Here is a 12492-nt window from a genome sequence, read left to right as displayed (position 1 = left end):
CCTGCGACGACCGCCGTAAAAACATCAAAATGCACCGCGTGAGGCATGTCTGATATGAAACTCTTTCGACACGAGAACCGCGAGAACAACGCCCGATCTCGCGCGCTTTATGCGAAGTTCGAGATTGCCTACACGCTTATCGATTTCTGCGCGGCTGTCTGTTTCGTTGTCGGCTCCGTGCTGTTTTTCTTCGAAAGCACGCAGACCAGCGCGACATGGCTCTTTTTGATCGGGTCGATCTTCTTTGCGGCCAAGCCTTGTCTGCGGGTGGTCCGCGAAATCAAACTTTATCGGATGGGCGACATGGCCGATCTGGCCAAACGTTACGAGAATTAGGGAACGATCATGAAATTCACCCTCTCCTGGCTCAAGGACCATCTCGACACCACGGCGTCGATTGATGAGATCACCTATGCCCTGACCGACCTCGGCCTCGAAGTCGAAGGCGTCGAGAATCCGGCGGCGAAGCTGGCCGACTTTACCCTCGGCTATGTGCAATCCGCCGAGAAACACCCCGATGCCGACCGGCTGAACGTCTGTCAGGTCGAAACCGACGAGGGCGTCATGCAGATCATCTGCGGCGCGCCGAACGCGCGGGCGGGGATCACCGTCGTCGTGGCCAAGCCGGGCGTCTATGTGCCGGGGATCGACACGACCATCGGCGTCGGCAAAATTCGCGGCGTGGAGAGCTTCGGCATGATGGCCTCCGAACGCGAGATGGAGTTGAGCGAAGAGCACGACGGCATTATTGAGCTGCCCTCGGGCAAGCCCGGCGACCGGTTCATCGACTGGCTGGCCGAGAATGATCCCGCGAAGGTCGACCCGGTGATCGAGATCGCGATTACGCCTAACCGCCCCGATGCGCTCGGCGTGCGCGGCATCGCGCGCGACCTCGCCGCGCGGGGTCTGGGCAAGCTCAAGCCGCGCGATTGCGATGCGGTCGAGGGTAGCTTTGCCTCGCCCATCTCCGTCAGCATTGATGACGACACGCTGGACGGCTGCCCGGTGTTCTACGGTCGCCTGATCAAGGGCGTGAAGAACGGCCCCAGCCCGCAGTGGTTGCAGGATTGCCTGCGCGCCATTGGGCTGCGTCCGATCTCCTTCCTTGTGGACGTGACCAACTTCTTCACCTTCGACCGCAACCGCCCGCTGCATGTCTTCGACGCCGACAAGGTCGCGGGCAACCTGCGCGTGCACCGCGCCAAGGGCGGCGAAGAGATCGTGGCGCTGGATGAAAAGACCTACACCCTGCAAGCGGGGCAGATGGTCATCTCTGACGATAGCGGCGTGGAAAGCATCGCGGGCATCATGGGCGGTGAGGCAACAGGTGTGACCGAAGACACGGTCAACGTCTTTGTCGAAAGCGCCTATTGGGATCCGGTGCAGATCGCCTATGCGGGCCGCGCGCTGAAGATCAATTCGGACGCGCGCTACCGGTTCGAGCGCGGCGTAGACCCGGCCTTCACCCCCGAGGGGCTTGAGCATGCCACGCGGATGATCCTTGATCACGCGGGCGGCGAGGCTTCCGAGGTTGTGGTCGCGGGGCAGGTGCCGGACACGTCGCGCGCCTACAAGCTCGATACCGCGCGGGTGCAGTCGCTCGTGGGCATGACGATCCCTGAGAGTGACCAGCGTGAGACGCTGACCGCGCTCGGCTTCCAGCTCGACGGCGACATGGCACAGGTGCCAAGCTGGCGCCCGGACGTGCAGGGCGAGGCCGATCTGGTCGAAGAGGTCGCCCGGATCGCCTCGCTGACGCAGCTCGAAGGCAAGCCCCTGCCGCGCCTGACCACGGGCGTGCCGCGTCCGGTGCTTTCGCCCATGCAGCGCCGGGTGGTGACGGCGCGGCGTACGGCGGCGGCGCTCGGCTACAACGAATGCGTGAGCTACAGCTTCATCGACCAAGCCTCGGCGGCGCTCTTTGGGGGCGGCACCGATGCGACGCGGCTGGAGAACCCGATTTCATCGGACATGAGCCACATGCGGCCCGACCTGCTGCCGGGCCTCTTGCAGGCCGCGGCGCGCAATCAGGCGCGCGGCTTTGCCGACATGGCGCTGTTCGAGGTTGGCCCCGCCTTCTCCGGCGGGGAGCCGGGCGAAGAACAGGTCATGGTTTCCGGCCTTCTGGTGGGCCGCACCGGCCCACGCGATGTGCATGGCGCGGCGCGCGCGGTGGATGTTTATGACGTGAAGGCCGATGCCGAGGCGGTGCTGGCCGCCATCGGCGCGCCCGCCAAGGTGCAGATCATGCGCGGGGCTGATGAATGGTGGCATCCGGGCCGTCACGGCAAGATCTGCCTCGGCCCCAAGAAGGTGCTCGGTATCTTCGGCGAGGTGCATCCGCGCGTTCTGGCGGCGATGGACGTGAAGGGCCCGGCAATGGCCTTCACCCTCTACCCCGCCGAGGTGCCGCTGCCGCGCAAATCCGGCGCCACGCGCCCCGCGCTTCAGATCAGCGACCTGCAGGCGGTCGAGCGTGACTTCGCTTTTGTCGTCGATGCCGATGTCGAGGCGCTGGCGCTGGTCAATGCCGCCAAGGGTGCCGACAAGAATCTGATCGAAGACGTGCGCGTTTTCGATGAGTTCATCGGCGGCAGCCTCGGCGAAGGCAAGAAATCCCTCGCCATCACCGTGCGCCTGCAACCCAGCGACAAGACGCTGCAAGACGCAGACATCGAAGCCGTGGGTGCTAAGGTGGTCGAAAAGGTGACCAAGGCCACCGGCGGCGTGCTGCGCGGCTGAACCAAGGAAGGACGGAAGCTATGAAAGTCTACCTCTCCGGTGAAATTCACACCGATTGGCGCGAACAGATCACCGAAGGGGCCAAGGGTCTCGACGTGACCTTTACCGCACCCGTCACCGACCACGCCGCCTCTGATGACTGCGGCGTGGCGATCCTCGGCGCGGAGGACGACAAGTTCTGGCACGACCGTAAGGGCGCACAGATCAACGCGATCCGCACCCGCAAGGCGATTGCCGAGGCGGATGTCGTCGTGGTGCGTTTCGGCGACCAGTACAAGCAGTGGAACGCGGCCTTCGACGCGGGCTATGCCGCAGGACTTGGCAAATCGCTGATCATCCTGCACGGCCCCGACCACGGCCATGCGCTGAAAGAGGTCGACGCAGCGGCGCTCGCCGTGGCCTCCGAGCCTGCTCAGGTGGTTGAGATTCTGCGCTATGTCTTGACCGGTACGCTGCCGGGGTGACGCGGCAGCGGGGCTAGCCGCGTTGAAATTGAACATCTATCAAGGGTTTATACGCAAAACGATTCGGCAGCGAGGTGGACGCCGCTGCTTTGCGGGCTAAACCTTCACTAAGCTGGAGGTTCAGCAGCCCAAATCTGCCCCCCGAAAGGCAGGCCATATCCGACCCCCGCTGTCGTGCCATAGCTGCGCGGCGGGTTAACTTTGGAAGGAGAAGGTCCATTTTAGCCGACACGCCCGCAGAGCAGGACGAGCGTCTAGAGACGCTCTATTCCTATGATATTCTTGATACCGAAGCCGAAGCGGATTTCGACGATATCGTCGAGCTTGCGTCCAATATCTGCGAAACGCCCGTCTCTCTGATCAGTCTGGTTGATGAAAAGCGCCAATGGTTCAAGGCGCGCGTCGGGTTCGAGCCGCATGAGACGGCCCTTGATCAATCGGTCTGCTCTCATGCCATTCTTGACGAAGGCTATACCGAGATTGCGGATATGGGGGCGGATCCGCGCACCTCGGACAATCCGCTTTACGTTGGCGACCCTCGGGTGAAATTCTATGCCGGTGCCAATCTTGTCGCGCCGAACGGCCAGCCGATTGGCACGCTTTGCGTGCTGGATACCAAGCCGCGGACCTTGAACGATTTCCAGCGCCAAGCGCTGCAAACCCTGTCGCGCCATGTGATGATGCAGTTGGAATTGCGCAAGAAAATCCGCATCGAAGCGGCGCTGCGCGCCGAGATGGACCACCGGGTGAAGAACTCGTTCCAGACCATCGCCTCATTGCTGCGCATGGCGACACGCAAGGTGCAAGACCCCGACGCCAAGGATGTGCTGGCCCTTGTCGAACGGCGTTTCGGCGCGGTGGCATCGTTGCACAGCGAGTTGATGGGGCAGGGTGGCCGAAGCAAGGTGCAAACCACTTCCTACCTCGAACAGCTGAACAAGCTTCTTGCCGCCAGCGCGCCGGACCACGTTACCATCTTTTGCGCGGCTGAGCCGGGCGAGTTGCAGGCCGTGCAGGCCTCAGCCCTCGGCATGATCGTGAGCGAATTCGTGGCCAATTCGATCAAACACGCCTTCGTCGGGGACCGGGCAGGGGAGATCAAAATCTCCCTACGGCGGCAGGAGGGGGCCGAGGGTTGGCTTTTGGAATGCCGCGACAATGGCTGCGGCCATGCCGGTGCCGTCTCGGGGGCCGATAGCACGGGGCTTGGGCGGATGTTGATGGCCACGGCAGCCGAGCAGTTGAACGGGCGTCTGACGACCGATTTCAGCCCCGAGGGCGCGCTTTTGCGGGTCTGTTTTCGGGATTGAACGGGCGCGGGCCATAAAACGCGCGATTTACCGTAAAACTTTATTGACCGTTCTATGTGCCAGTCCGCACTATCGACCGTGATGGCGGGGTTATCGGCGCGCCTTAGAATAGGGACAGAACTGTGATTCAAGAATTCAAGGATTTCATCGCCAAGGGCAATGTCATGGACATGGCCGTTGGTATCATCATCGGCGCGGCCTTCACGGCGATCGTGTCGTCACTGGTGGCGGACCTGATCAACCCGATCATCGGGCTTTTCACCGGCGGGGTGGATTTTACCAATAACTATGCCGTGCTGTCGGGCGATGTGCCCGCGACCGCTTCGCTAGAGCAGGCGCGGGAGGCGGGGGCGTCGGTCTTTGCCTATGGCTCGTTCCTGATGGCCGTGATCAACTTTTTCATCATCGCCTTCGTGGTCTTCATCCTGGTGAAGATGGTGAACCGGGTGAAGGCGGCTGCGGAAAAGCCGGATGAGGTGGCACCAGAGGTCAAGACCGGCCCATCGCAGCTCGATGTATTGTTGGAAATTCGGGACGCTTTGAAGACGCGCTGAGCGCTGCTTTCGAAAAGGAAAGGCCCGCCAATCTGGCGGGCCTTTTGTTTGGCCGCTGACGTTCAGCCCGCGATGGCCTGATCCGCGGTGATGCTGTCGATCCCAAGCGCTTCGCCCACGGCGGCATAGGTCAGCTTGCCCGCGTGGACGTTCAGCCCGGCCTTGAGGTGCGGGTCATCCGCGCAGGCCTGTTTCCAGCCCTTGTCGGCCAGTGCCAGCATGAAGGGCATGGTGGCGTTGCCAAGCGCGATGGTCGAGGTGCGCGCCACCGCGCCGGGCATATTGGCCACACAGTAATGCATGATGCCGTCGACCTCATAAACCGGGTCTTGGTGAGTCGTCGCCTTGGAAGTCTCGAAGCAGCCGCCTTGGTCGATGGCCACGTCGACCAGCGCCGCGCCGGGTTTGAGTTCCGACAGTTGCGCGCGGCTGATCAGCTTGGGGGCCGCGGCCCCGGGGATCAGCACCGCGCCGATGATCATATCGGCCTCACGCGCCAGTTCGATGGTGTTGCCCGCGCTGGCATAGGCGGTTTTGAAGGTGCCGCCATAGATGTCATCGAGATAGCGCATCCGGGGCAGGGAGCGGTCGAGCACGGTCACATCCGCGCCCATGCCCGCGGCGATGCGGGCCGCATGGGTGCCGACGACGCCGCCGCCGATGACCATAACCTTAGCCGGGCCGACACCGGGCACGCCGCCCATCAGCACGCCGCGCCCGCCATTGGCCTTTTGCAGCGTCCATGCTCCGACCTGCGGGGCCAAACGGCCCGCGACCTCGGACATTGGGGCCAGTAGGGGCAGGCCGCCATTGCGGTCGGTCACGGTTTCATAGGCAATCGCCGTGCAGCCCGAGGCCAGCAGATCGTGGGTTTGATCCGGGTCGGGCGCGAGGTGCAGATAGGTAAAGAGCAATTGCCCTTCGCGCAGCATCTTGCGTTCGCCCGCCTGCGGCTCCTTCACCTTGACGATCATGTCGGCTGTGGCAAAGATTTCCTCGGCCGTGTCGATGATGCGCGCCCCGGCGGCGGTGTAATCCGCATCTTCGAAGCCCGCGCCGACCCCGGCCCCCGCCTGCACGATAACCTCATGCCCATGGGCGATGGCTTCTTGTGCGGCATGGGGCGTCAGGCCGACGCGGAATTCCTGCGGTTTGATTTCTGTCGGGCATCCGATTTTCATGGGGGTTCCTCCTCCTCCGTAGTGGGACAGGATTATCATATCCGCCCTGCATATCGCTGCGAAATTGGGGTCGCCATTGCGCGCGTTTTTCGAATATAATCGCGTCTTGTTGCACCCTTACGCGAAGATATTGCGCATATGGCCTTGGATGAGATTGATCGGCGTGTTCTGCGGGCTTTGCAGCGGAATGGGCGGATGTCCAATGCCGAACTGTCCGAGGTGGTGCATCTATCCCCCTCGGCCTGTCACCGCCGTGTGCAGCGGTTGGAGAAGGAAGGGTATATCCGCGATTATGTGGCCCTCTTGGACCCACGCAAGTTGGATATGCCGACGACGGTCTTTGTTGAGATCACTTTACAGGCGCAGGCCGAAGAGGTGTTGGAGGCTTTCGAGAAGTCGGTCTCGCGCATTCCCGACGTGTTGGAGTGTCATCTTATGGCCGGGACGGCGGATTACCTGTTGAAGATCGTTGCTGAGAATACCGAGGATTTCGCCCGGATTCACCGTCAGCATTTGGCGCGGCTGCCGGGGGTGGCACAGATGCAGTCGAGTTTCGCGCTGCGGACGGTGTGCAAGACTACGGCGCTGCCGGTGTAGTTGGAAAGCCCGGAATCAAGGCCGTAAGGCCGCCGGGCAGCGCCAGACCGCCCAGACGGGCTGACGCTTTTGCTGAGGTCGTGCCGTCCTGAGGTATTTCTCAAGCGCAGCTACCATAAACTGCCCAATTGAAGGGATTTCGAGCGCCTTCCCGCGGTCTAGCGCTGCCCGGCTCCGCTGCGCTCCCCCACAAAACAAAACCCCCGCTGCCATCGGCACCGGGGGTTCTATATCTGTCGCGTGTCGCGGGGATGATTTACATCATACCTTCGCGTTGCGCTTTTTTGCGTGCCAGCTTACGGGCACGGCGGATCGCTTCAGCTTTCTCGCGCGCTTTTTTCTCGGACGGTTTCTCGAAATGTTGCTTGAGCTTCATTTCACGGAAAACGCCTTCGCGCTGGAGCTTTTTCTTCAGAGCCCGGAGGGCCTGATCGACGTTGTTGTCTCGAACACTAACCTGCATGTGGTTGTCACCACCTTTCTAGGATAAAGTTGCAAGGAATTGCAGGAAATGGGCCTATAACAGCCTATATCACGTTTGTCCACCCCATCACGCCCCGATAGGAGCCCGCCATGACACCGCCCAAGGCCGACCCAAAGGACCAATTGCTGGATGCTGCATTGATGCATGTGCCGTTTGACGGCTGGTCGCCCGCGACCTTCAACGCCGCGATCAAGGACAGCGGTCTGGACCCGGCGCTGGCCCGTGCGGTCTGCCCGCGGGGGGCGGTCGATCTCGCGGTGGCCTATCACCGGCGCGGCGATGCCAAGATGGTCGATGGCTTGGCGCAGGCCGATCTGTCGGCGCTTCGCTTCAGGGACCGTATCGCCAAGGCGGTGCGCCTGCGGCTCGAAGCCGGGGATCGTGAGGCGATCCGCCGGGGCAGCACGCTTTTCGCCCTGCCGCATCACGCCCCCGAAGGGGCCGGGCTGATCTGGGAGACCAGCGATAAGATTTGGACCGCGCTTGGCGATACCTCGGAGGATGTGAATTGGTACAGCAAGCGGGCCACGCTGTCGGGGGTCTATTCGGCCACGCTGCTCTATTGGCTGGGGGATGCCAGTGAGGGGCATCAGGCGACATGGTCGTTCCTCGACCGGCGCATCGACGATGTGATGCAGATCGAAAAGCTCAAATCCCATGTGCGCGAAAGCCCGACGCTGAGCCGTCTGATGGCCGGGCCGAACTGGCTGTTGAGCCATATCAAGGCCCCGCGCGGGCAAGGTGACCCCGATCTGCCGGGCCGTTGGACGCCGCCAAGCTGAGGCGCGCTGCGGACTTTCCCGCCCGCGCGGCAGGTGGTAGGGCGGGGCACCCGGTTTTACCACAGGCGCCCGATGATCAACGCGACCCTTCCGCTCATCGATATCGACAGCATCAGCTACACCCCCGGCGGCACGCCGGTGCTGCAGGGCGTGAGCCTGAGCTCCGATGCCGCGCGGATCGGCATCGTGGGCCGCAATGGCTCGGGCAAGACCTCTTTCGCGCGGGTTCTATCGGGGCTGGTGGCCGCTGATGAGGGGCAGGTGCGGATTGCCGGGGTCGATGTGGCCCGCGATCGCCGCCGCGCGATCGGGGCGGTGGGCATCCTGTTTCAGAACCCGGACCATCAGATCATCTTTCCCACCGTGGAAGAGGAAATCGCCTTCGGCCTGCGGCAGATGGGCCAATCCAAGGCCGAGGCCGCGCGGGGCGTGGCGGCGATTCTTGGTCAATTCGACAAGCGCCATTGGGCGCAGGCATCGATTCACCAACTCTCCCAAGGGCAGCGGCAGTTGGTTTGCCTGATGGCGGTCTTGGCGATGCAGCCGCGGGTGGTGGTGTTGGACGAACCCTTTGCCGGGCTCGACATCCCCACGCGGTTGCACCTCGAACGGGTTTTGGCGGGACTGGAGCTGACGCTGGTCCATATCACCCACGATCCGGCGGCGGTGGCGGCATACGATCACGTTCTCTGGCTAGAGCGCGGCGAGGTCGTCCAGCAAGGCAGCGCCCGCCCGGTGCTGCGCGCCTTTGAGACGCGGATGAAGGAATTGGGGGCGAGCGATGATCTCTCTGACCTCGCCGGTTGAGACCCGCGCCCATGGCTGGCCCGCCGGGGCCAAGCTGGGGGCGCTCTGCCTGGCCACGCTGCTGCTCTTCGGGGTGGAGGAGCCGGTTTGGCAAATTCTCTTCTGTGCCGGGATGCTGCTGCTCTATGCCCTGCCGGGGCGGGCCTTCCTGCGGGCCGGGTTGGGGCGTCTGTGGATGCTTTGGCCTTTCGTCGGGCTGATCCTGCTGTGGCATGTCTTGACCGACGATGCGGAGGCGGGGCTTGTAATCGCGCTGCGGATGGTCACCGCTGTGGGGCTTGCGAACCTCGTCACCATGACCACGAAGCTCAGCGATATGATGGGGGTGGTGCACTGGCTCGCCGCTCCGCTGCGCCGTTTCGGGCTGCGCACGCGCAGCCTTGAGTTGGCCGTGGCGCTGGTGGTGCGCTTTACCCCCGTGCTGGCGGCCAAGGGGCAGATGCTGACACTGGCGTGGCGCGCGCGGTCGCGCAGGCGGGCGGGCTGGCGCGTGGTGATGCCCTTCACTGTTCTGGCCATCGATGACGCCGAACATGTGGCCGAGGCGCTGCGCGCGCGGGGCGGTCTGTAATGCTTGACCGGGGCAGGGGGGTGGCCTAGGCAATGGAAAATTCAACCCAAGGATCCTTCCAATGGAACGCAATCTGACCATGATCGCCCTCTTTGCCGCGTTGATCGCGGCGCTGGGCCTGATTCCGAAATTCACGCTTGGCTTCGGCGTGCCAATCACGGCGCAGTCGCTGGGTGTCATGCTGTGTGGCACGGTGCTGGGCGCATGGCGCGGTGGCCTTGCGGCGCTTTTGTTTGTGGCGCTGGTGGCGCTGGGTCTGCCGCTTCTGGCCGGGGGCCGTGGCGGTCTGGGCGTCTTTGCCTCGCCGACCGTGGGTTTCCTCGTCGGCTTCCCGATCGGGGCTTTCGTGACCGGCTTCATCATGGACCAGTGGCGCAGCGCGCCGGTGGGTCTCGCGGCTGGGGTGTCGGCGGTCCTGGGCGGCATCCTCGCGGTCTATGCCTTCGGCATCTTCGGCATGATGATGACGCTGAACAAAACGCTGGTCGAGGCGACCCTGCTGGTCCAAGCCTTCGTCCCCGGTGACCTGATCAAGGCCGTGCTGGCGGGGTTCATCACCTCCGGTCTGGCCAAAGCGCGCCCGGCGAGCCTGCTGTCGCGCAGCTAAACGATTTGGCCCGCTCCCCACGGGCGGGCCGCTACAGCCGCATCAGCGCGGCAGAGCCGATCCCCCCGGCGGCGGCAATCGCCGCCAAGCCGATGCCCGATCCCCGCGCCACCAACTCATGCCAAAGCCGCACCGCATTGATCGCGCCTGATGCGCCAATCGGATGCCCGCGCGCCAAAGCGCCGCCACCTCTGTTGACGATCCGCGGCGCGATCCCCGCGCCGGTGACGCAGGCGATGGCCTGCACGGCATAGGCCTCCATGATCTCGGCGCGGTGCAGGTCGTTGGCTTTCAATCCGCTTTGACGAAAGACGCTTCCGATGGCCACCAATGGGGCCAGTCCCGGCTCTTCGGGGCGGCTGCCCTTCGTCGCCGCTGCGATGAGTTCGACTGTCGGCAGGGCGAGGTCTGCTGCCACCCGCTCTGACACGACGACGCAAAAGGCCGCGGCATCGGCGGCGACGGCGGCATTGGCAGCGGTGATGTCGCCGGAAAGCACCTTGGCCCGGCTGCATAGCGCGGGGGTGAGGCGGCGGGTGAAGGCATCGGTTGAGACGCCTGCGAGCGGCACCAGTTCCGCTTCGGTTGGGGGCTGTGCGCGGGCCTTCGCATGGCTTTCCACGGCCCAGTCATCCTGTGCTGCGCGGGAAATGCCTTGGGACCGGCCAAGCGCCGCGGCGGCCTCCGCCATGTCCGGGTCGCGTTCGGGCCACGGGGTGAAGGGCGCTTGGGTATAGGCCTCAGCCGGGCGGCCATCGGCGAAGGTGCGGTAGCGCAGCGGCTGGCGAGAGTAGCTCTCGGCCCCGCCCGCCACGACGATATCGGTGGCACCGGAAAGGACCATCTGCCGCGCCAGTGCCAGCGCGTCCAATCCCCCCGCGCATTGCCGGTCGATGCTAAGCCCTGCCACCTGTTCGGGCAGCCCCGCGGCCAAAGCGATGCTGCGCGCGGGGTTGCCGCCGGGGCCGAGGGCGGTGCTGCAAATCACCTCGTCGACCTGCGCAGGGTCCAGCCCCGCGCGGATGAGGGCGGCAGAAAGGACCGGCGCGGCAAGCGCGGGTAGGGAAAGATGCGCCAGCGCCCCGCCGCGCGGGACGACCGGGCTGCGGCAGGCCGAGACGATATAGGCGCGGGTCACCTTTGGCCCTCCACCCAATCCGAGAGAACGCGCAGGTCGGGCTTGCCCGAGGGCAGCAGGGGCAGGTCAGAGCAGAAATAGATGCGCCGGGGGGAGGTGAGGGGCCCGAGCGTCGCGCGGCAATGGGCAATGATCTCTTCGGCGGGCGGCTCTCCTGCCGGGGCTTCGACTACCGCGACCAGATGCTGCCCTCGCAGCGCATCGTCTCGGGGCAGAACCGCGCAGGGCAGGCCGGTTTCGGCGCTGATCACGGCCTCTACCGTTTCGGGGAAAACCATCTGGTCTGCGATCTGCACCATGCGCTGCCGCCGCCCCTTGATCCAGAGGTTGCCCTTAGCATCCAGCGCGCCCATCTCACCCACGGTCACGAAGCCCTCCCGCCAGCGGGTCTCATCGCTGGGGCCCAGGGCGTAGCCATCGAAGAGGTAGGGGCTGCGCACCCAGATCTCACCAACATCAGTTGTGGGTTCACCCTCAGCATTCATAAGCCGCAGCTCGACACCGGGGTAGGGGCGGCCCACCGCGCCTTCGGGCGTATCGGCATCGGCCAGCGTGATAAAACTTGTCTCTGCCGCGCCGTAGAAAACATGCACTGCCGCTTGGGGGCAGAGCCGCCCCACCGCCGCCCGGGTCGCCGGATCGAGCGCGCCGCCGCCGCAAAGGACCAAGCGCAGCGATGGCAGCGGGGCGGCGGCAGCGCGGGCAAGCAGGCGCAGCTGCGTCGGCGTGGCGTAAAGGATCGTCGCCCCGGCCTCGGCGATCCGCTCTGCCTGCCGCCGAGGGGCGTGATCCGCCAGCACATGCGCATCAAGGCCAAGATGCAGCGCTTCCAGCACCGCATAGAGCGATAGCGAATGGCTGAGCTGCCCCAACACGGCGACGCTGTCGCGGGGGGTAAGGGCGAAACGGTCGGTATTGACCTCAAAACTGGCGATCCAAGAGGCTTGGCTGCGGCGGACCGCCTTGGGCCGCCCCGACGCGCCGCCGGTGAGGGTGAGAAAGGCCGCGGGCGGGCAGGAGATGCCATCGGGCAGGGGGCGGTCGCTGAGGCAAAAGGGGGCCTGCTGGGTGATCGCTGTGGTGAGGGCGGCCAGCGCGTCGAAGGCCGGAGTGGCGGGCAGGGCGCGGAAGCTGTTGTGCTGGCCTTCGGGCGCGCGGGGCAATTCGCGCTCCCCTGCGTAAAGCCGCGCGGCCTTATGCCATTTGAACCTGCCTTGCCCGCGCATCCGCCTCTCCCTCTTCCGTCGGGTCTCAA

The 12492-nt window shown here is 64.5% G+C and carries 14 protein-coding genes; 10 read left to right on the top strand and 4 right to left on the bottom strand.

Going from position 1 to position 12492, the window contains the following annotated elements:
* Nucleotides 1–54 precede the first annotated feature (54 nt).
* From ACGYLA_RS00500 to mscL, 5 genes are all read left to right on the top strand, one after another.
* Nucleotides 55–336, top strand: a complete 282-nt coding sequence (locus ACGYLA_RS00500; protein ID WP_271693862.1) for a YrhK family protein — start codon at nucleotides 55–57, stop codon at nucleotides 334–336.
* Between the two features lie 9 nt (nucleotides 337–345).
* Nucleotides 346–2742: a phenylalanine--tRNA ligase subunit beta gene (gene pheT, locus ACGYLA_RS00495; RefSeq protein ID WP_394429451.1), complete on the top strand. Its 2397-nt coding sequence runs from the start codon at nucleotides 346–348 to the stop codon at nucleotides 2740–2742.
* Nucleotides 2743–2762: 20 nt separating this feature from the next.
* Entirely contained in the window at nucleotides 2763–3206 is a 444-nt protein-coding gene (locus ACGYLA_RS00490; protein WP_394429449.1) for a YtoQ family protein, read from the top strand.
* Nucleotides 3207–3295: 89 nt separating this feature from the next.
* Nucleotides 3296–4516: a histidine kinase dimerization/phosphoacceptor domain -containing protein gene (locus tag ACGYLA_RS00485; RefSeq protein ID WP_394429447.1), complete on the top strand. Its 1221-nt coding sequence runs from the start codon at nucleotides 3296–3298 to the stop codon at nucleotides 4514–4516.
* 122 nt (nucleotides 4517–4638) lie between these two features.
* Nucleotides 4639–5070, top strand: a complete 432-nt coding sequence (gene mscL, locus ACGYLA_RS00480; protein ID WP_209216569.1) for a large conductance mechanosensitive channel protein MscL — start codon at nucleotides 4639–4641, stop codon at nucleotides 5068–5070.
* A gap of 62 nt (nucleotides 5071–5132) precedes the next feature.
* Here mscL and ald read toward each other — a convergent pair whose 3' ends face one another.
* Nucleotides 5133–6251 (bottom strand): alanine dehydrogenase, encoded by a 1119-nt coding sequence (gene ald / locus ACGYLA_RS00475; protein WP_394429445.1) that lies wholly within the window; start codon nucleotides 6249–6251, stop codon nucleotides 5133–5135.
* Nucleotides 6252–6389: 138 nt separating this feature from the next.
* Between ald and ACGYLA_RS00470 the strand changes: the two genes are divergently transcribed.
* A complete protein-coding gene (locus tag ACGYLA_RS00470; RefSeq protein WP_120351940.1) occupies nucleotides 6390–6848 on the top strand; it encodes an Lrp/AsnC family transcriptional regulator in 459 nt (152 codons plus the stop codon).
* 256 nt (nucleotides 6849–7104) lie between these two features.
* Here ACGYLA_RS00470 and rpsU read toward each other — a convergent pair whose 3' ends face one another.
* Entirely contained in the window at nucleotides 7105–7311 is a 207-nt protein-coding gene (gene rpsU / locus ACGYLA_RS00465; protein ID WP_007118112.1) for a 30S ribosomal protein S21, read from the bottom strand.
* A gap of 110 nt (nucleotides 7312–7421) precedes the next feature.
* Between rpsU and ACGYLA_RS00460 the strand changes: the two genes are divergently transcribed.
* The 4 genes from ACGYLA_RS00460 to ACGYLA_RS00445 all read left to right on the top strand — a co-directional run bounded on the left by ACGYLA_RS00460 (nucleotide 7422) and on the right by ACGYLA_RS00445 (nucleotide 10099).
* Complete coding sequence (locus ACGYLA_RS00460) at nucleotides 7422–8114, top strand: COQ9 family protein (RefSeq protein ID WP_271688376.1); 693 nt, start codon at nucleotides 7422–7424, stop codon at nucleotides 8112–8114.
* 72 nt (nucleotides 8115–8186) lie between these two features.
* Nucleotides 8187–8921, top strand: coding sequence for an energy-coupling factor ABC transporter ATP-binding protein (locus ACGYLA_RS00455; RefSeq protein ID WP_394429443.1), 735 nt, complete (start codon nucleotides 8187–8189; stop codon nucleotides 8919–8921).
* Nucleotides 8896–9492, top strand: coding sequence for an energy-coupling factor transporter transmembrane protein EcfT (locus ACGYLA_RS00450; protein WP_394429441.1), 597 nt, complete (start codon nucleotides 8896–8898; stop codon nucleotides 9490–9492). The genes ACGYLA_RS00455 and ACGYLA_RS00450 overlap by 26 nt, the downstream gene beginning before the upstream one ends.
* Before the next feature lie 61 nt (nucleotides 9493–9553).
* A complete protein-coding gene (locus ACGYLA_RS00445; protein WP_394429439.1) occupies nucleotides 9554–10099 on the top strand; it encodes a biotin transporter BioY in 546 nt (181 codons plus the stop codon).
* A 31-nt stretch (nucleotides 10100–10130) separates the two neighbouring features.
* On the opposite strand, the gene ACGYLA_RS00440 is transcribed toward ACGYLA_RS00445, so the two are convergent.
* Together ACGYLA_RS00440 and ACGYLA_RS00435 are read right to left on the bottom strand one after the other, a co-directional pair.
* Nucleotides 10131–11237: an acetyl-CoA C-acyltransferase gene (locus ACGYLA_RS00440; protein ID WP_394429437.1), complete on the bottom strand. Its 1107-nt coding sequence runs from the start codon at nucleotides 11235–11237 to the stop codon at nucleotides 10131–10133.
* Nucleotides 11234–12463, bottom strand: a complete 1230-nt coding sequence (locus ACGYLA_RS00435) for a class I adenylate-forming enzyme family protein (RefSeq protein WP_394429435.1) — start codon at nucleotides 12461–12463, stop codon at nucleotides 11234–11236. The genes ACGYLA_RS00440 and ACGYLA_RS00435 overlap by 4 nt, the downstream gene beginning before the upstream one ends.
* Nucleotides 12464–12492: the final 29 nt, after the last annotated feature.

The organism is Sulfitobacter sp. 1A13679 (genome assembly GCF_043557115.1).
In the GTDB taxonomy this organism is placed as follows: domain Bacteria; phylum Pseudomonadota; class Alphaproteobacteria; order Rhodobacterales; family Rhodobacteraceae; genus Sulfitobacter; species Sulfitobacter faviae.
This window is presented reverse-complemented; position numbering and strand designations above follow the sequence as displayed.

Bases quoted from the DNA above. Each gene is read 5' to 3' on its own strand.
- ACGYLA_RS00500 (WP_271693862.1), top strand. From the start codon at position 55: ATGAAACTCTTTCGACACGAGAACCGCGAGAACAACGCCCGATCTCGC.
- pheT (WP_394429451.1), top strand. From the start codon at position 346: ATGAAATTCACCCTCTCCTGGCTCAAGGACCATCTCGACACCACGGCG.
- ACGYLA_RS00490 (WP_394429449.1), top strand. From the start codon at position 2,763: ATGAAAGTCTACCTCTCCGGTGAAATTCACACCGATTGGCGCGAACAG.
- ald (WP_394429445.1), bottom strand. From the start codon at position 6,251: ATGAAAATCGGATGCCCGACAGAAATCAAACCGCAGGAATTCCGCGTC.
- ACGYLA_RS00470 (WP_120351940.1), top strand. From the start codon at position 6,390: ATGGCCTTGGATGAGATTGATCGGCGTGTTCTGCGGGCTTTGCAGCGG.
- rpsU (WP_007118112.1), bottom strand. From the start codon at position 7,311: ATGCAGGTTAGTGTTCGAGACAACAACGTCGATCAGGCCCTCCGGGCT.
- ACGYLA_RS00460 (WP_271688376.1), top strand. From the start codon at position 7,422: ATGACACCGCCCAAGGCCGACCCAAAGGACCAATTGCTGGATGCTGCA.
- ACGYLA_RS00455 (WP_394429443.1), top strand. From the start codon at position 8,187: ATGATCAACGCGACCCTTCCGCTCATCGATATCGACAGCATCAGCTAC.
- ACGYLA_RS00450 (WP_394429441.1), top strand. From the start codon at position 8,896: ATGATCTCTCTGACCTCGCCGGTTGAGACCCGCGCCCATGGCTGGCCC.
- ACGYLA_RS00445 (WP_394429439.1), top strand. From the start codon at position 9,554: ATGGAACGCAATCTGACCATGATCGCCCTCTTTGCCGCGTTGATCGCG.
- ACGYLA_RS00435 (WP_394429435.1), bottom strand. From the start codon at position 12,463: ATGCGCGGGCAAGGCAGGTTCAAATGGCATAAGGCCGCGCGGCTTTAC.